The sequence below is a fragment of the Spirosoma litoris genome, assembly GCF_054776755.1.
Map to the genome: position 1 here is coordinate 36,682 of NZ_BAAHBI010000023.1, position 18,503 is coordinate 55,184.

Here is an 18,503-nt window from a genome sequence, read left to right on the forward strand (position 1 = left end):
TGTTGGTTTGCTTTGTGATCTTCAATAAGTTTATCTGCTTAGACTGTATTATCCCTTCTACACCACATAATATATTTTACCCTGTATAGGTTGACTTTTAGCTTCTTTCCATTTGAATTTCATACGTTAAATAGAAATAGTGTTTAGCTTTTGAAAGAGCGTACATAGGTTACGTTCTTAACGAATAGGTTTGTGTTTCAGGTAACCTGGCACCTGCATATTCTATGGCTCAAAAAGCACAAGCACTCGATTATCAATGGGCAAAAACTCTCTACGAACGGCACCCGGTGCTGGCAGCTTTTCGGAAGCGAGTGGATGGCTTTTCGATCATGGTATCGTGTTTACACGAAGCGTTTGAGCAGCGTCGCCAGAGTCGTTATCTTGAGCCCGATCTGATTAACCGCATCACCGACTTTTTACTGGCCATCGATCAACTGGATACTAGCGCCAGGGCGCCCCGCGATTATCTGGACGAATGGACAAAAGATGGGATGCTACGTCGGTTTTACGATGATTTGCTTCATGATGAGCCATTTTACGAACTAACACCCGACGCTGTTCTACTGTTACGTTGGCTTCAGGAGCTTGATCAGCATGAGTTCATTGGTACAGAATCTCGACTGCGGGTTTTGTTTGATTTGCTGGAGCAGTTAGCCTACCGGAGTTCGGGCGATAAAGCGACGCGAATTGAGCAGTTGCGCCGGGAAATTCGGGAGCGCGAAGCCGAAATTGATCGGATTGAACGCGGTGAACTCGACATATGGAACGATACGCGTATCCGCGAAAATTTTCAGTTGGTACAGGAAACCGCCCGGCGATTACTAGCCGACTTTCGGCAGGTAGAGCAGAATTTTCGGGATATTGACAGGAATTTGCGAGATGAAATTCTAACAACCTCGCTCTCCAAAGGACGTCTTTTAGATAAACTCTTTTCAACGATTGACGAGCGTATCTGGGAACACGATCAGGGAAAAAGCTTTCGAGCCTTTTGGGAGTTGCTCATGAATCAGACGAAACAGGATGAATTCGATGCGTTAATGAGTGAAGTGGTCCAATTGCCTGCGCTTCAGGATGCAACATTGGCGTTGCGTGATCTCGAACGGCTCAAATTCGATCTGGTTGAAGCTGGAGGGCATGTTAACAGAGCCAATGATTTGATCATAAAAAGCTTACGTCGACTGATCGAGACCAATTTCTTTCGGGAGCATAAGCACGTTTTGCAAAAGATCGAATCGGTACTGGAACTAGCTGTCCGCATAAAATCGCAGCCACCCAAAGAGCGCGATCTGATGCATATTGATGGCAAACCGCAACTCGATTTCTTTCTGAATCGCCGGTTATTTCGACCGCCTATTGTGGCTACTATTCGTTCATTAGCTTTAGAAGTCGGCGAACAGGATGCCGATATATCGGCTCTTCTGACTGACGATGATGTTTCATTGGAGCAACTGGAAGCGAATGTGGGCCAATTATTACGTCATCGTCCACAGGTTTCGCTAGCAGTCATGCTGACCGAATTCCCTCCTCAAAAAGGACTGGCCGAGATTGTTGGCTATCTGACTTTGGCAACCCAGAGCGAAGCCCAGAACAAGGCCACTGTTCGGGAGGATACGCAGGATGAAATAACCTTTGCTACTGAGGAGGGATTGAGGACGCTGCAATTGCCGAAAATAATTTTTGTTCGATAATTCTTCTGACAGGATTTACAGGATGAACAGGATTTTCTTGAGCAAATAATCCTGTTCATCCTGTAAATCCTGTCAGAGAAAAATTGTTATGTCAAAACCTATACTGCAATGGATATCGCTCAAATCGAAAAGGCGCAGGTGTTGGGTGCGCTTTACAAAGGCCCACTGTTTCAACAACAGGACAATCCAGTACGAGACCGGCTCTGGCGTCTGCTGCTGAAACACCAGCATAGTGTTCGCAAACACGTTGCCGAATGGGGTGGTGATCTGGAACTCGACGAGGCTGAAGGATACGCCCGCTTTATTGAACTCGACGTAGAAGACGATATCCGTGACCAACTTCCTACGATTATTGAAAAGAGGCAACTCAATTACCCAACTACGCTGCTTGTTGTGATTCTTCGGAAGCAGTTGATTGAGCACCAGTGCTTTTCAGTCGAAAACATGCTGCGCGTGAACCGGGCTGATATTCACGAGCAGTTAACCAATTTCCTGAACGCTGGTCAGACCGATGAAGCTAAAATCCGTGACCGAATCGATGAATCAATCAATACGCTCGAACGATACGGTTTGCTACGTAGTCTGGGGAGCGAAGGCAATGAATATGAAGTTCGGCGGATTCTCAATTCATTTGTCGACATAGAATTCATCAGCGAGTTTGAAGAAAAACTTCGCCAATACGCACTCACCTATTTCAAGCAAGCACCTGACCATGACGCCGACTGACACCTTCGCTAAAGCAGGCTATCGCTTATGCCGCCTGGAAGTACTAAACTGGGGTACGTTCAATAAGAAAGTCTGGCATATCGAACCCAACGGCGATAATGCCTTACTAACGGGCGATATCGGCGCAGGGAAATCGACGCTGGTAGATGCCTTAACCACGCTGCTGGTACGGAATGATCGGATTACGTATAACAAAGCCGCTGGGTCCGACAAGCGGGAGCGTAACCTGAAATCCTATGTACTGGGAGCGTTCAAGGGCGAAAAGCTGGAAACATCGCACAAAAGTAAAGCGGTTTATCTGCGCGATCCAGCCACGACCCATACCGTTATACTGGCTTATTTTACGACCCAAAATACCAATCAGGTAGTCACGCTGGCGCAGGTATTTACGGTACCCGACATAACAGATTCACCCAATAAGTTTTTTGTTGTTTCGGAACGGGAACTGATGATTCGACAGCATTTTACCGGCTTCGATAGTATCCGCGACCTCAAACGGCGGCTAAAGGAGCAGAAGGAGTGGGTATATGATACGTTCGAGGATTATTCGACCCGGTTCCGGTCACTATTGGGCATTCGGAGCGAAGAGGCCCTCGATCTGTTCTACCAGACCATTTCCATGAAGCAGGTGGCTAACCTGACCGATTTTGTACGGGCCCAGATGCTGAGTAAAACCGACATCGATCAAACGATTGACACCGTCATTCGGCGATTTGACGATTTAAACGCAGCCTACGAAGCAGTGCAGCAGGCCCGATACCAACTAAAATTGCTGGAGCCCGTTACCAGCCGCTGGCGGGACTATCAGCAACAGGAAACTGTTATTGCTGATCTGGCTCAGTTAGCTGAGGAATTGCCCGTTTTTTTTGCCTATCACAAAGCCCAGATTTATCGGGAAGAATTGGAGGCTTATGATACCTATTATGGGATTGAGGCTGGGAAACGGGATGAACTGGAACGTGAAGTGGATGCGCTTATCAGTCGCCTGAATGACTTGCGTATAGCTCGAGAAACATCATCGGTTGGGCGTCGGCTTACGGCTATTGGGCAGGAAATTGACCAAAAAAATGATGTTCGTGCCAAGCGGACCGCCAACGCCAAGCGCTACCGTGAGTTGTGTGAGACACTTTCTCTGCCCGTGTCATTAGACGTTGAAACATTTACAGCCAATCTGCGACAGTTAAATACTGTTGCCGAACAGCTTGAAAAACGCCGAAGTGCCGCACAGGACGAACGTGATCGGCTGCTGAAAAAACTTCAACAACTGACTGATGACCGCAACGAACTTCAGGATGAAATTTCGTCACTCAAACAACGCAAAACGCAGATTCCGGGCGATTGGCTAACGATTCGCCAGCGGATTGCTGAAGCCGCTGGGTTGGCTGAGTCCGATCTGCCCTTTGCGGGTGAACTAATTCGGGTAAATCCAGACGATAGTGCTTGGGAAGGGGCTATCGAAAATCGACTGTACGGGTTAGGGTTGAGTTTGCTGGTCCATGATGCCGACTACAGCCGCGTGGCGGAGGTGATGGAGCATATCAAATTGGGCAAACGAGTGGTGTATTACCGAACCATCGGTCATGAGCATCGGTACGTTGACCGGGTTTCGTCACAATCATTAGTGAATAAGGTGGATATCAAAGAGGACAGTCCGTTTTATGATTGGCTGGATACGCAGCTTCGACAGGAACATAATCTTATTTGCTGTGAATCGGTGGAGGAATTTCGCCGGACGCCTTACGCCATGACTCGTAATGGGCAGGTAAAAATGGGCAAAATGCGGCACGAAAAAGACGATCGCCGTGACCTTACTAACCGCCGAAACTACGTACTGGGTTGGAGCAATGAAGAGAAAATCAGTGCACTGATTAATCAGTTGTCGCTGCTTGATGAGCAATTTGGCCGAACCAAAAAGCAATTTGATGAACAGGAACGGATGCTCAAGCAATTGGGTGATCAGGAGCGAGCTGTGGATGAACTGCGTAAACAACGCGATTTTTCGGAACTGGACTGGTCGCGCACGGCTGCCGAAATTGAACAGCTCGAAACAGAGCGGCTGGCATTGACCGAACAATCATCGGAATTGAGTCGGCTGGAGGAGGATATTGCGAATACCGATCTAAAACTTAAAGCAAAAAAGGAAGCCTACAAGAAACAGGCCGAGGAGGTGGGTCGCTTGAAAAACCAGACCACAGCACTGGCTCAGAAACTCTATGATGCACTCGATACGCTGGGCGTAGTGAGCCAGGATGCCGACTTGCTGGAATCGTTTTTCCGGAGCGACGACGACATCATGGAGCAACTACCGCTCTGGCTGCAACGACTCAACCGATTGGCCATTCCTAACGATCAGCTTTCTGATGCCCACAAAGCGGCTATTCACGACCGCCTTGACATCCAGAGTCTGAATGCCAATACTATTGAGCGGAAAGAAGAAGAACTTCGTAAACAATTGACTGGTAAAGAGGGTGAGATCGACAAATTGAATGGGCAAAAAGAACGCACCGGACAGGATGTTGTCAAAAAGATGCAGCAGTTCTGTAATGCGTTTCCTGTCGAAAGTCGTGATTATGAGGCACGGGCCATGCCAACTGCCGCCCGCGATTATGAAGAATTATACCAGCGTATCACCGACGATGATTTACCGCGTCACCAGGAGCGTTTCCGGAAAGAACTGAAGGAGGGTACTATCAACAGCATTGTGCACCTGCAAATGCAGCTTGGTAAATCGGAAAAAGACGTAAAGGATAAAATTCAGAAAATCAACGAACGGCTGGCCGAAATTACCTACGATCCTACGCTGGATACCTACATTCAACTGGTGCCCGAGCCCGTTACAACGTCCGACATTGTTACGTTCCGAAATGACCTGCGTAACTGCCTGAGTAATACATCGGGCGACGTTGACAATTATGCTGAGCGGAAGTTCGCCGATGTTAAACAGATTCTGGACAGGTTGATGAGTCAGGACGAAGTAGACCAGCGATGGCGTACCAAAGTGACCGATGTACGCCAGTGGTATTCATTCGGGGCCAGCGAACGCTATAAGGAGAATCATGCCGAGAAGGAGTATTACAGTGATTCGTCGGGTAAATCGGGTGGGCAAAAGGAAAAACTGGCGTATACCATTCTGGCGTCGGCCATTTCGTATCAATACAATATTGCCTGGGAAGGCTCTCCACGTACGTTTCGGCTCGTGGTCATTGACGAAGCCTTCGGACGTGGCTCTAAAGAAAGCACCCGTTATGGGTTGGAACTATTCGGGCGAATGAACCTGCAACTGCTGATTGTAACGCCCGGCGAAAAAGTCAACATCATCCAGCGATACGTGCAGCATGTGCATTACATTGCCAAAGGGACTGACGAACTATCGAAGGTGCGGAACTTAACCATTAAGGCATACCAGGAGGCCAAAGAGTTGCACAAAACTGCATTGACCGATGATTAGTCCCGACGAAGTTCGCCGGAAAGCTGAACGCTGGTGGCTCGACGTGCTCCGTGCCCGACTCAATGGATCGATCGAAGGCTTCTTCCCGAAGGATATTCCGCAGATTGGCTTAGACAAAGCCGCCGATAAACTTGCCCGGTTTATTACGATTCGGGAGGAACAGGAAGCCCTGCATCAGCAATCGAAAGCGGTGCGGGGCTTCGGCTATTCGTTGGAGTGGACAACGCAGGGAAGTAAGCTGGTGGGCCAGAATGCTTACATTACCCGCATTTATCTGGATGGCCTTGAGGATTTCCTGAAGCTAACGGGCAAAGCGGCTGATTACGCTGTTTTTGTACAGACTATCGAACAGATTCAGACAATAGCGCCCGCGTTGCTTCCTTTGTTGGAACGTATACCTCAGTTAATCCTTGAACAGGCTGATAAATGGCCCGATTTGTTAAAGGTAACCGCCTATTTTCTGCAACATCCAAAACCGCAGCAATACGTACGGAGCCTGCCCATTGCCGTGCCAACCAAGTTTATCGAGACCAACCGCCCTGTTTTACGCATTCTCCTCGATCACCTGATTCCCGATCACCTGAACGCCGACGAAACCGATTTCTACAAACGCTTTCATGTGTATGTAGAAGAACCGTTAGTTAAGATTCGGTTTCTGGATGCGTCGCTACGTATACACCCCGCGTTATCGCACGTTAGCGTTTGGTTGAGCGAATTTCGAGCGTTGACTTTGGCCGGAAGTCGTGTGTTCATCATCGAAAACCTGACCTCCTTTCTGACCTTCCCGAACCTCCCCGACAGTATTGCCATCTGGGGTGGAGGTTTCGCCGTTACATTGCTGGGTGGCACAGACTGGCTGCACGACAAACAACTCTACTATTGGGGCGACCTGGACGCCCACGGTTTCCAGATGCTAGACCAGTGCCGCAAACTCTTCCCCAAAGCGCAATCAATCCTCATGGATCGCGCTACGTTCGATGCACATAAGCACCTCCTTACCAAAGGTGAATCAACCTCTGTACCGGAATTAGCTTTTCTGACGGATGAAGAACAATCGTTATTTCAACTGCTCAACCGCAACGGCTGGCGTGTGGAGCAGGAGCGATTGGGGGAGAGGTGGGTGAGGGAGATTGTTAAAGAAATAATGATCTCTTATTGATCATTATTTTATGCAGTTCCTCTCCTTCATCTTCAAAAAAGTGAGCTAGAATTTGCAAGTCTCATTTTTATTGACATGATTTGTCCAAAAATAATCGTCCAAATAAAATGGACAAGACATCTATCGGCCGTAATACGTTTAGTGACTGGTTACGACAATGTCGTGAGCGGGCTGACTGGCCCCTGCGTAAAGTTGCCGCACAGCTAGATATTGACACAAGTATTGTGGCCAAAATTGAAAAAGGCCAACGTAAAGCTACCCGTGTTCAGGTTGAGCAACTAGCTGCTTTGTTTAATGAGCCATTTGAGGACGTATTGGTGCTGTACCTTTCTGATCAGGTAGCCTATGAGCTAGCTGACGAAGCCTGCTCAGATGCTGTACTACGAGCCGCTGAAGAAAAAATTAAATACTTGCGGGCAAAGAATGCTGTGCAGGGGGAGTTAGATTTTTGATCTTTTGCTGTCATTTACTTTTTTATTTTATGAGTGGAAAGCTAAAAGTTGCATCTTTTTTCGCGGGTATTGGCGGATTTGACCTTGGCTTTGAGCGAGCAGGTATGGAGACTGTTTATCAATGCGAGATTGACAAGTTCTGTAACAATATTTTACATCACCACTGGCCACACGTAAAAAAAGACACAGATATAACTACAGTTGATTATGCAGATGTCCCTGAATCTGATGTTTGGTGTGGAGGATTCCCATGCCAAGATTTATCGCTGGCGAGAGCAAGGTCTCGCGATGGGCTTAACGGGAAACGATCTGGACTCTTTTACCGATTCGCTGACCTACTTAGTAGAACTTTACCATCCATTGTTGTTCTCGAAAACGTACCAGGTTTACTCACTGCAAACGGAGGACGAGATTTTAGAGTCGTCATTCAAACGTTGGCCGAACTCGGGTATGGTGTGGGATGGCGTGTGCTTAACAGCCGATATTTCGGAGTCCCCCAGTCACGTCAACGAGTCTACATTGTTGGATGTCATCGTAATCCAAGACGTACCGCTGAAATACTTTTTGAGCCCGAATGCGGCACGAGGCATCTTGAGAAGGGTCGAAAACCAGGGAAGGAAACTGTTTCCCCCTTTATGGAAAGCGTTGACCTTACTAGCCGAAAAGGAATAGAATTAATACAGGATCCGCCAATTGCTCCTAAAATGGGTTTTTGTTTGGCAGCGACAAGTGGACGCCATACAGGTACTGACTGGAGCAGAACTTATATTCCTTATCGGGATCGTGTACGAAGGCTTACTCCAGAAGAGTGCGAAGGCTTGCAAGGCTTTCCAAAAGATTGGACAATGCCTGATGGATTGTTCAACACCAAAGATGATATTGATAGTTTGCGTTACCATGCTCTTGGTAACGCGGTTTCAGTACCTGTAACGGAGTGGCTCGGACAGCGTATTTTGGCGACACAGGAAATTGAATCGATTACTGTCGAAACACTTATCGGTGAAGATTCCGTATTAGTATAATTTCAACTCAAATGCCACAAACATTACCTGGCTTTTATATAGTCCGGTTAGGTCCTAGAAAAGCTGACGAAGATAATTTACGCGGCTCATTTATTCGTCCTGACGTAGATATACGGAATTTTGATATTGGAGGTGACTATCGTAATTACTATGATAAAACAGTTTGGGAAAAAAATATACCAAATGAAATTGTCATGGATTTTGGGCAACCACCGAGAGTTACTGTTCAAGCAACTGGTAAAGACCAGAAATCTACTTATAACTTAAAGCCAGAGATTGGAGATATATTGATACTTGTACATGGCTCTCGTAATCCGAGTGGCGACGGTCCTAATGCAAGAAGGGGGTTGATAGGACTAGCTCAAGTTGAAGATGTATATTTTTACAGGGATAAACAATTAACTAAACCTGTTCCTGCAGAAAACATCAATCAATTTATATGGGCTAAAACGCGCTGTTCACTTAGAGCTAAAGTATTAACAACGGCAGAACACTTTCTAATAACCCCAGAAGAGTTTAAGAGATCAACTTATTACAAAAAATCCGGTCTAAGTGAGCAAGAAACGACACTTGGGATTGGATCAACATCGGCATCTGGCAACATCAGTAGCTTATTTAGTGAAGATAATCCAAGTGAAAACAGAAAGAAAGTAATTAATCTTCTGGCACTATTTAAGCAGTTTAACCCGAAAGTATCTGAAGATTTAGCTGATACAGTTCTTGCAAGGTACGTACCAGATGAAGTAACAGAACTTAAAGCTACAATTGATTTAGGAGCAGTCGACCCCAAGTCGAAAGGTAGTAAGATTGGAATGTCTGATCTTAGAAAAACCTCTAAACAAAAAATCTACTTTGGCGCGCCTGGAGCGGGAAAATCACGGCAGGTGCAGATTGACACGAAGGGAATGACTGTGTTCCGTACTACATTCCATCCTGATACGGATTATGCTGGTTTTGTTGGAGCATACAAACCAGCGCTCGTTAACGATGGGAAAGGAAACAATACAATCACGTATTCCTTTGTGCCACAGATATTCACAAAAGCCTATCTACAGGCATGGAATGATCTTGATACGCCAGTTTGCCTGATTATTGAAGAGATTAATCGAGGCAACTGCGCTCAGATTTTTGGCGACCTTTTTCAACTTCTTGACCGCGATTCCAGTACCGGCTTTTCGAAATACACATTAAATGCTGATACTGATCTAGCCAGTTACTTAGCTGTTAAACTGATCGGTCCAAAAACCTATGTAGGTCATACAGGTGGTTATGATCAGTTGATGCTGCCACCTAATCTACTGATCTATGCCACTATGAATACCTCCGATCAGTCGTTGTTCCCTATGGACAGCGCTTTCAAACGGCGGTGGGATTGGCAGTACATTCCAATTGATTATAAAGACGCGAGTACACTACATATTCAAATCGGCGAGTTGCGCTACAATTGGGGAGTGTTCATTGAAGCCATCAATCCGTTAATTTACGATCTTAAAGGTAGTGAGGACAAGCAGCTAGGAAACCGCTTTATTGATCCTGCCGATAACGTAGTTTCATCCGACCAATTTCGGGCCAAAGTCCTGTTTTACCTCTGGAACGAAGTCTGGCGCGATGAGCACGAATCAGGGAATACAATTTTTCAGGAGAAAGCTGCATCGGGCGAGCTTACCCAGATTAAAACATTTGGCGATCTGTTTCGAGGAACGCCTGATGAGCAAATCAGCCTTTTGCAACGCTTTATGGATGCGAACGGCATCGTACCTGAATGACAATTCTGTTTGAAGAATATCCTTATGAAACTTCCCATCTGTCGGCTTTGCTACCAGAACGATATTACTGGCCTGTTTCGCCAACGCACAGTAAAGTGCCGTTTGTAGGATATTGCCATGCAGATAAACAGGCAGTTGTTATTCTTCCCAAAGTATTTCTTCAAAACGGCCTTTTTCTAGGTGATTATTTGCCCGATGATCTCCGACAGTTACCATATCGTCCAGATATTCGACAGAAGCTCAAAACAGAACAGCGGCTTGATTTTTTATTTACGATCTCAACATGGCTGTATTTAGCCATCCGTCAGTATCAACGCCAACACCCTGATAACGAAATAACTGAAGCAGTTGGCCTACCAACAGTTATTAGTACTGCTGACCGGCACTCAGCAACCGAACTGGATTGGGTGTTGAGCTTATTGTAATGCCTCTCTTCTTACATTTCTAAAAAAGCGTAGTACGGCCCAGCGCGGACAGACCGATTGGAACCGAACAGTGTCACGCCAGCTCCCAACGTTAGATGAAACTGGGCGACCAATTTATAGTCAAACTTTTACCAAACAGCGGGCCATTAACGTCGATGAGGAACTGATTGTGTTGTTTCTTTTAGTGTTAGATGATTTGAGGGCACGGTATTATTTGCGAATTGATTTACCCAACGTTTATACATTACCAACCGGCTCTGAACGGACTGCATTACTTCGTAATGGACTGCGTCGTCTCCGACCGATTCGCTACAAGTATTTTTCTGATCAATTATTACGCTTGTGGAATCTTCTTTGTGGGTATTTTTCCAATCAGGACCGTGTTAGTAGTAATCGTCATTTACCTGAAGTAACATTAGCGCGCGATTTTAACCGCATTTTTGAGGATATGATTGATAATCTATTATCCGATAAATCAGCCCTTGATCGCTTCAAGCTACAGAAGGATGGTAAAGAACTTGATCACATTTTCGACTACAGGGATTTAGTAAATGTAGATCATATCTATTATATCGGCGACAGTAAGTATTATAAAGATACGACTCGATTTGGTAGAGAATCCATTCATAAACAGTATACATATGCTAGAAATGTTATTCAGTATAACATCGACTTACTGAATAAAAGCAAATTAAAGCAGCCCTTATATTACCGTGATCCCTTGACAGAAGGTTATAACCCTACGCCTAATTTTTTTATAAGTGCAGTAGTGAATAGTCAGCTAACCTGGAACGATCCCAGCTTAACATTTACTGAAAGTATAGAGCCACCTAATCATCATTTTCCCGGCAGGCTATTTGATCGTGATACGTTGTTGCTACAAGCGTATAATATCAATTTTCTTTACGTTCTTTCAGCATATGTGTCTGGAAATCGGACAGATCATGACCGTTTTCAAAAACAAACCAGGACATTATTTAGGCAAAAGCTAGTGAATTATCTGCGGGAAAATTATGCCTTTTATAAAGTTACTCCCTTAACATTTTCTTTGAACGATTTCGTCTCTCAGCATTTTCAAAAGCTGATTGGCAGAATGTACCGCCCATCTGAGTTTACTGACGCTATTTTAATAGCATATCCTAAAGCTGAATTGATAAATTTAGAGAAGCTTTTTGGAGAGTCGGCGCAAGTGGAACCGTTTGATTTGACATAAACCTACGTAGCCTCGAAACTCATCGATCATGTTCGATATACTCGACTTCGCACAGGGCATTTTGGCGGGGCAAATTAACCCGACTCAATCCGTAGTGGGTTTACCATCGCCCAACCGTCAGCATCTAGCTGCCATCATTGCGTATCAGCAGCTCGTAGATAACTGGGATGAGGATGAGGCCATTGCGCCAGCGCATCAAACTGTACTGGCGGCACTGGATATTGCGCTGCTTCTTACGGCAACCGGGCAACCTATTTACCACACATCACCTGGCCCAGTAGGCGAAATTATGATTAATCTGCGCAAAGGTGATAAATCGGCTGAATTGCTGGCGTACCCAAACAATCGAATCAAATTTGTTCGTATTGAGCCTGATGAAGTTCCGCAACAAGGACCACTAACCCCAGAGTCGTTGCGGGAAACGTTACAATGGCTTAACCGATAATGTAGGATTGATGAATAGTACCCCCGTAGCAGACGAAGAACAACTATACCGGAGTATATACCGCTCGCCCTGGCATAAATATGTTGATCCCGACGGTCGGCCAACTTCAAGAAACTTTAATTTAAACTCAGGCCTAAGGACGAAGGAAAGCTGTCGGTCGATGTTGCCAGTCTGACTACACCTGAACAGTCTGTACGCGACCTCAGTAAGTTTGCACTGGCTTCTTTAGCTAATGCGGATGTACTACATATTGGTTTGTCAGCATTCCATGATCCTTGTACAGTTGAAGAACATGGATTTGAGAACCTTTCTCACGCCTACATTTGGGGTATGGACGAAGATGATGATACAATGCCAGCCTTGCTAGCACAGAAAGCCATAGTAATATTGAAATAACGGAGGCTCCTAAGAATCTTCCTCCCCAAACGTAGCCTTGGCCTCTGCGTCATAATCAATAATGAACCACTCATGGTAGAGCGTGGTCAGGTAAAAGCCTTCTGGTTGGAGGTCACCAATGGCAACGTATCCAGCTCCGAATATACTATCGTCGTAGGTAGTGTCTTTGAGGTAGACAACCAACTTGGCGCGGTCTTCGCTCCGAAAATGATGCAGAATGGTGACATTCGGATGGTGGCTTCGGCTCATGGGTAAAAGTATCCAATAATCGCCTATCGAGATGAACTGTGGGCGAGCGGCAACCGGGTCGAAGTTGGGTTCCCAGCGGAAAATCATATCGTCCGGCGAGTACGTTTTAAACTTCCACGCCCACGTTTCAGGGCCTTCGTGTTTCTCAATAATGCGATCCCAACGACTGCCCTTTATTCGGTCGAGTGTCTCGGGCGATAAATCTTCTACACGCATAATTTTTTACTATTTCTTCATGTCTTACACCCGATGTTGGCGTAAACGCTTCAGAACGTAGACAATGAATTACATTAATACACATTTCCCGGCCTGAACATCAGCTTCGACTTTCTTGTATTTCACGTCCTTCACGACTTTCCCATCCGTGTAGCGAACCGATACTTTGTCGTTACGTCCGGGCGTGGGTTGTACCTGACGCGGCATAGGGTAGCTACTCCGTTGCGACGGGAACAGCGCACCATTCGGGGGCGTATCATCGTCTTCGTCGTCCAGAAAATCCCATTCGCTTTCTTTCGGGTTGTTAATCAGATTCTCTTTACGTTCTTCGCGCCAGGCTTCCAGTTCTGGATTGGGATGGGCTTTGTGCCAGGCCGACGGATCGCGCAGATAGTCGTACTGCTCCAGTATGGAGCGTAGCGGTCGGTGGTCGGGCGGCAGCGACCGTTTGATCATTTCGCGCTCTACGTCAGCCAGGTCGCCTTGAATGTTCAGCGTAACCAGATTGCGGGCGTAGGCCGTTCGAATCAGTGGCATCAGTTCTGTGAGGTGTAACGTCGTTACGTCGCTGATCATGAACGCAATCAGGTCGGCGTCGAGCAGGTCTTCATCGTCGGCATGGTTGAGAAAATAGGCAAACACATCCGCGTACCAGGTCTGTGCCAGGGATTTCCATTCGGGGTAGTCCTGCACGGCCTGTTCCCAGGCGTTCGAGATGGTGCTTTTCGAATAGGTGTTCACATCCGGCTCCAGCATGAACGCCTTGAGGGCATCGGCCTGCTGAGGCAGCAATTGCCGGAAATAAGGTACATAAAAATCATCGGTATAATCGCCCCACCAGAAATCCCGAAAATCACCACCTTGCCGAAGTGTTTCCAGGACGGCCTCCAGACACTCGTCGGCTTGCAACTCAGTAGCCAGCAACAGGGCATGACTGGCAAAGTTGTGCCGTTTCTCATCCCAATCTTCCTCCTGAAAATGCTCGTACCGATAGATGGTATCGAGCAATACCTTCGACAAATCGGCAGTGAGCGACGGACGAGGTAGGGCCAGCAGCGTAGCAATTTTATCGGCCGGAATAGTATAGCCGTACTGATAAAGCCACTGAATTTCGGGGTGTTGGAAAATAGGCGGCTCGTTAGTCTGTTTGTCGCCCGCCCGAAACGAACCTTCGATGTTGATGGCATTGGCTAAACCTTCCTGCAACTGATCGAGGTTGTAGCGCATCCGGGCAAAATCCAGTTCTTGCTTCAGCGACCGTAATTGCTCTTTAGAATGATAGCCCAGCTCGGTCAGCAGCCGCAACCGGGTTTCGGCCGCATCGGGCTTGTTTTTCGCCAGATCGTAGGCAAACGCTACGTGCGTAAAGTTAGCTACCTCCGATACGTGAAACTCCGATCGGTCGGGATAAAACAGCGAAATGTCGGTAGGTGGACCGCCGAATAGTGCCTCTACGCCCTCGGTATCGTCCTGTTGTAAATACTGATGGGCTTTATTGGCTAGTCCCATCAGGTAGCGCGGATGCTGCTTCACGGTCTGGTCCAGTAACTCGCGGGCGCGGCTCTTCTGCCCCGTCAGTTCATAAGCCAGCATCAGGTAGTTTTTCAATATAGGTACATTAGGATACTGCTGAACCAGATTCTGCAACTGCTCTACCTGCCGCCGGTTGGGTCGGTTTCGCACAGCCTCATATAAACCTGCCAGTTGCGACTTAAGCTCCGGCGGTGCTGTTCCATCGTCGAGCGGGTCCCAGCTGATTTTGTAGCTAAGTTGTTGTAATCCCTTGACGGCGGGGAGTTTAGGTGAGTTGCTCTGGCCAAATAGGTCGGCGAGTTTATCGGGTAACGCCATGTGCGGAAAGCTTGTGTTGAGGGCGTAAAGATAAGGGGTATTTTGGGTTGGGGGATTGATCAGAAACGGTTACATGAGGAGTGAGTGAGGGAGCGATTGCCCAATGGAGACCATACACCGGGCTCATTATTGGGTATCTTTAGGGTTAATCTACCTTTGATGGCTAACCAGCCTAAACGACTAAACCTATGAAAAAGCTACTAAACTGTACGATAAGCCTGTTACTGATCGGGCTAATCAACACCGTAAATCTAGTGATAGCGCAGTCAATCCCACCGACTTCGCTTTCCATTGGTGCGGCCAAAGTAGACATAACACCCGCCCTGAGCGAGCTGAAAAAACCGTATTTCGGAATTAACGACAACATCTACTCACGGGCTGTCGTCATCAACAATGGCAGTAATACCGTGGCTCTCGTTTCGGTGGATATTGGTGGTATCAACGACGAAATGGCCGACCGTATCCTCGCGAAGATTAAAGTGCTATCGGGTATTCCTACCCAGAACATCCAGCTCACCGCCACGCATACGCACAGTGTCCCGTTTGGAATCAGTGGCGAGGCTTTTGAGACCAAAATTGCCAGTGCCGTTAAACTGGCGAAAGACAAGCTGCAACCCGCCCGTGTGGGCTATGGCGAAGGAGTATCCTACATCAACGTAAACCGCAACATCATCGACCCAGAAACCCGTCGTTGGTGGGAGGGACCCAACTACGATGGACCATCTGATAAAACCGTAGCTGTGGTTACCTTCGAATCGCTGGCCGGTAAACCCATTGCCATCTACTACAATTATGCCATGCACGGGGTTATCTCCGGGATGTTCGACAAGGTCAGCGGGGATGTGCCGGGAGCCGCGTCGCGGTATCTGGAAAACAACTTCGACGACGAGACCGTAGCCCTCTGGTCGACGGGGGCTTGTGGTGACCAGAACCCGATCTATTACCAGCAGACCTACGATTTGCGCGAGATTCGCGTGAAGGAGTACGCTAAACGAGGCATTGACATCAGCAACAAAATGCCTCCCGGTGGCGAAGGACTGGACCGGAGCGACCCCAAAGTGATCAAACTGATGGAGCAGCAAAAGCAGATGCTGCTGTCGATGGGGCAACTGCTGGGCGAGGAGGTGCTGCACACCATGCGGGGTATCAAGCGGAAAATAAGCAACCCCATTGTTCAGACCGATCAGCGCATCATCCACTGCCCCGGACGCAAGCGGCTGGACGAAGGTCGGGCAGGCTACGCGGGTACGTATGCCGACGCCGACTCGATTCCGATCCGGCTCGGGCTGATTCGGGTGGGCGACATTGCGTTTGCGGCCGTCAACGGCGAAGTGTTCAGCCCCATCTGGACCCGCCTGAAAAAAGAATCGCCCTTTGCCAACACCATGATGGTGACATTGACCAACGGGTTTGCCCGGTCGGGCTATATTCCCAATGATGCTGCGTTTGGCACCTACACGTTTGAAGTGGTTTCGTCGCGGCTCAAGCCCGGTTTTGCCGAAACCGCCATCGTCAACGGCCTGCTCGATATGATGTACGCCAGCCTTCAGCTAAAGCCGTAGGGAGATACCCTCGTAATAGTATGGACAATCGCAGTCAAACTGTGTATCAAGATGACTTAGTGTTAGCGAAACCTCATATAACTCTGAACCTTCAACCTTCCCGGTAAAGGTGTTGCCCGCACGTTTGATGCGTCGAACGGCGTTATTATAGAAATAGTCTTCGCCCCGGCTAAAGCTGGTGGTATTAGCGAGTTGCTGAAGTTGGATTCGGCTAAGCATAAGCGGCTGATGCTTTTCGACAGGATTTACAGGATTGTTTACTGGCAAAATTAATTCTGTAAATCCTGTCGAAAATAAACCTTTCACCGAAACCGTAGCACCTGCCTCATAAATTTACAGACGACCAATCGCGCCATTGGGCTAAACCAAATTCTCCACTAAGTGGAGCCCCTGAGTTTTATAGTAAGGAAAGTTACGGTCTGCGCTGATCATAGTTAGCTTTTCGACTATGGCTTGGCAAATCAGCAGGTGGTCAAATGGGTCTTTATGGTTGGTAGGTGTTTCTAAAGTGTAGAGCTGCTTTAAATGTTTTGGCTTAACTGTCAGCAGACGAATGCCAAATTCATCCTGCAACTCGAAGAGCAATAGATCAATATCAGCAGGTAATATTAATTTTCCTGTTTTCGCCTTTAGGATCATTTCACGCACACTTTCCATGCTGAAAAAGAACTCGTTGGTTTCGTCAGCCAGAATGGCTCTGATTGTGGAGCTGAGTTTAGGGTTGTTGGTAAGAAGCCAGATGAGAATGTGGGTGTCAAGCAGATACTTCATCAATCAGAAATAGTCTTCTTTAGATCCTCATCCCAACAACCATCCTTTTCCATAATAACTCCCTTATATTTACCCAAAGCCGCTTTTAAATTCGATTTGGGCTTTTTATCTGACGAGGATTTGATGGGTTTTGTGGCAGTTTTCATCATGATATAGGTTCGATTCGCTAAGATAACGTTTAAAGCTCATATCTGGTTGCTTGGTCATGATTGGTGCTGTTTTGTTCATATAAACCTTTCACCGAAAGCGCAGTACCTGCCTCATAAATTTACAGACGACCAATCGCGCCATTGGTTGATAAGTCCAGCAAACGAAGCAGTATCGGCAAATGAACAAGCTGACTAGCGTTAGGTGGAGCCAGTAAAGGTAGCGCCCAATTTTAAAGCCTGGCTGTAGTAATCGTATCTGACTCATGAGTGCTCCGCAATTCATCATGAGTTTTGTGAATTCTTAATTGCAGATTGATTCAGGGAGTTACCGAACGAGGCAGGTTGTATAGGTGGCATATAAGCAATAAGGAAGGTTTCGAGGAAGAGTATAAAGAGAGAAAGCTAGCGGGCGTAAATACACCCACTAGCTTAGTACGTACGCAGATCGCGTTTGGCTTAGGCCAGCGCCCGAGAGAACAGACCCACCCGCTCACGGAGCAAATAGCTGCTGATGTCGGTGCGGAGATTACCGTTGAGGGTAAAGGCCCGCAATTCCGGCGACAGGTTGGCGTATTTGTCCAGTGCCTTGAACCAGGCGCTCCGGTCTAGGTAAGGTGCTAACAGAATACGGGCCTGGTTTAGCGCACGGTGCTGCCGGGGCGACCAGATAGGCCGCTGCCGGTAAATGTATCCCTGACCATTCAACAGATCCGGCAACGCTTGTGGCGGTGCCATGGGAACCAGTTCGGCCAGCAGATACAATCCTAATTCAACGTTAAGCAAGCGATTCGCCACCATGCCCGGCAATGCGTGCCGAAACCGAATTCGACTAGCCAGCGGTTCCTGCCAGCGTAACAAGCTAGCAAGAGCCGGGCGAGCAACAGGGGCGGTGGTGAGGAGCGTGTTCATTTGTATGTTTGTTTATTGTTCTATACAAATATCACATCACTAGAACGTAACCTTTT

At 47.3% G+C, this 18,503-nt stretch carries 15 protein-coding genes and 1 pseudogene; 11 read left to right on the forward strand and 5 right to left on the reverse strand.

The annotated features are described in order from the left end of the window. The first annotated feature begins 224 nt into the window (after nt 1-224). The 10 genes and pseudogenes from ACYVGR_RS15255 to ACYVGR_RS15300 all read left to right on the forward strand — a co-directional run bounded on the left by ACYVGR_RS15255 (nt 225) and on the right by ACYVGR_RS15300 (nt 12,344). Nucleotides 225-1,688, forward strand: coding sequence for a DUF3375 domain-containing protein (locus tag ACYVGR_RS15255; protein WP_460958106.1), 1,464 nt, complete (start codon nt 225-227; stop codon nt 1,686-1,688). 108 nt (nt 1,689-1,796) lie between these two features. Continuing rightward, nucleotides 1,797-2,414, forward strand: a complete 618-nt coding sequence (locus ACYVGR_RS15260; protein WP_460958108.1) for a DUF4194 domain-containing protein — start codon at nt 1,797-1,799, stop codon at nt 2,412-2,414. Next, the gene (locus ACYVGR_RS15265) at nt 2,401-5,862 is read left to right on the forward strand and encodes an ATP-binding protein (protein WP_460958110.1); all 3,462 of its coding nucleotides are present in this window, start codon (nt 2,401-2,403) and stop codon (nt 5,860-5,862) included. Before ACYVGR_RS15260 ends, ACYVGR_RS15265 begins: the two co-directional genes overlap by 14 nt. Continuing rightward, nucleotides 5,855-7,021 carry a Wadjet anti-phage system protein JetD domain-containing protein gene (locus tag ACYVGR_RS15270; protein WP_460958112.1) on the forward strand — a complete coding sequence of 389 codons (1,167 nt, stop codon included), beginning with the start codon at nt 5,855-5,857 and terminating at the stop codon, nt 7,019-7,021. The genes ACYVGR_RS15265 and ACYVGR_RS15270 overlap by 8 nt, the downstream gene beginning before the upstream one ends. 107 nt (nt 7,022-7,128) lie before the next feature. Further along, nucleotides 7,129-7,473, forward strand: coding sequence for a helix-turn-helix domain-containing protein (locus ACYVGR_RS15275; RefSeq protein ID WP_460958114.1), 345 nt, complete (start codon nt 7,129-7,131; stop codon nt 7,471-7,473). Between the two features lie 29 nt (nt 7,474-7,502). Next, entirely contained in the window at nt 7,503-8,495 is a 993-nt protein-coding gene (locus ACYVGR_RS15280) for a DNA cytosine methyltransferase (RefSeq protein WP_460958116.1), read from the forward strand. Nucleotides 8,496-8,506: 11 nt separating this feature from the next. Then, a complete protein-coding gene (locus ACYVGR_RS15285; RefSeq protein WP_460958118.1) occupies nt 8,507-10,261 on the forward strand; it encodes an McrB family protein in 1,755 nt (584 codons plus the stop codon). After that, nucleotides 10,258-10,686, forward strand: a complete 429-nt coding sequence (locus ACYVGR_RS15290; RefSeq protein ID WP_460958120.1) for a hypothetical protein — start codon at nt 10,258-10,260, stop codon at nt 10,684-10,686. Before ACYVGR_RS15285 ends, ACYVGR_RS15290 begins: the two co-directional genes overlap by 4 nt. A gap of 25 nt (nt 10,687-10,711) precedes the next feature. Further along, nucleotides 10,712-11,899: pseudogene (locus tag ACYVGR_RS15295) on the forward strand (hypothetical protein); the annotation flags it as partial. A 28-nt stretch (nt 11,900-11,927) separates the two neighbouring features. Further along, nucleotides 11,928-12,344, forward strand: coding sequence for a hypothetical protein (locus ACYVGR_RS15300; protein ID WP_460958122.1), 417 nt, complete (start codon nt 11,928-11,930; stop codon nt 12,342-12,344). A 405-nt stretch (nt 12,345-12,749) separates the two neighbouring features. Here the strand turns inward: ACYVGR_RS15300 and ACYVGR_RS15305 are convergent, their stop codons facing one another. After that, nucleotides 12,750-13,205 carry a hypothetical protein gene (locus ACYVGR_RS15305; RefSeq protein WP_460958124.1) on the reverse strand — a complete coding sequence of 152 codons (456 nt, stop codon included), beginning with the start codon at nt 13,203-13,205 and terminating at the stop codon, nt 12,750-12,752. Nucleotides 13,206-13,274: 69 nt separating this feature from the next. Next, nucleotides 13,275-15,056 carry a tetratricopeptide repeat protein gene (locus ACYVGR_RS15310; protein ID WP_460958126.1) on the reverse strand — a complete coding sequence of 594 codons (1,782 nt, stop codon included), beginning with the start codon at nt 15,054-15,056 and terminating at the stop codon, nt 13,275-13,277. A gap of 188 nt (nt 15,057-15,244) precedes the next feature. Between ACYVGR_RS15310 and ACYVGR_RS15315 the strand changes: the two genes are divergently transcribed. Then, on the forward strand, nt 15,245-16,618 hold the full coding sequence (locus tag ACYVGR_RS15315) for a neutral/alkaline non-lysosomal ceramidase N-terminal domain-containing protein (RefSeq protein ID WP_460958128.1): 1,374 nt from the start codon (nt 15,245-15,247) through the stop codon (nt 16,616-16,618). On the opposite strand, the gene ACYVGR_RS15320 is transcribed toward ACYVGR_RS15315, so the two are convergent. The 3 genes from ACYVGR_RS15320 to ACYVGR_RS15330 all read right to left on the reverse strand — a co-directional run bounded on the left by ACYVGR_RS15320 (nt 16,607) and on the right by ACYVGR_RS15330 (nt 18,447). Beyond that, on the reverse strand, nt 16,607-16,837 hold the full coding sequence (locus ACYVGR_RS15320; RefSeq protein WP_460958130.1) for an SWIM zinc finger family protein: 231 nt from the start codon (nt 16,835-16,837) through the stop codon (nt 16,607-16,609). The genes ACYVGR_RS15315 and ACYVGR_RS15320 overlap by 12 nt on opposite strands. 141 nt (nt 16,838-16,978) lie before the next feature. Continuing rightward, complete coding sequence (locus ACYVGR_RS15325; protein ID WP_460958132.1) at nt 16,979-17,389, reverse strand: type II toxin-antitoxin system VapC family toxin; 411 nt, start codon at nt 17,387-17,389, stop codon at nt 16,979-16,981. A 605-nt stretch (nt 17,390-17,994) separates the two neighbouring features. Beyond that, nucleotides 17,995-18,447 carry a pPIWI_RE_Z domain-containing protein gene (locus ACYVGR_RS15330; RefSeq protein WP_182460507.1) on the reverse strand — a complete coding sequence of 151 codons (453 nt, stop codon included), beginning with the start codon at nt 18,445-18,447 and terminating at the stop codon, nt 17,995-17,997. Nucleotides 18,448-18,503 lie beyond the last annotated feature (56 nt).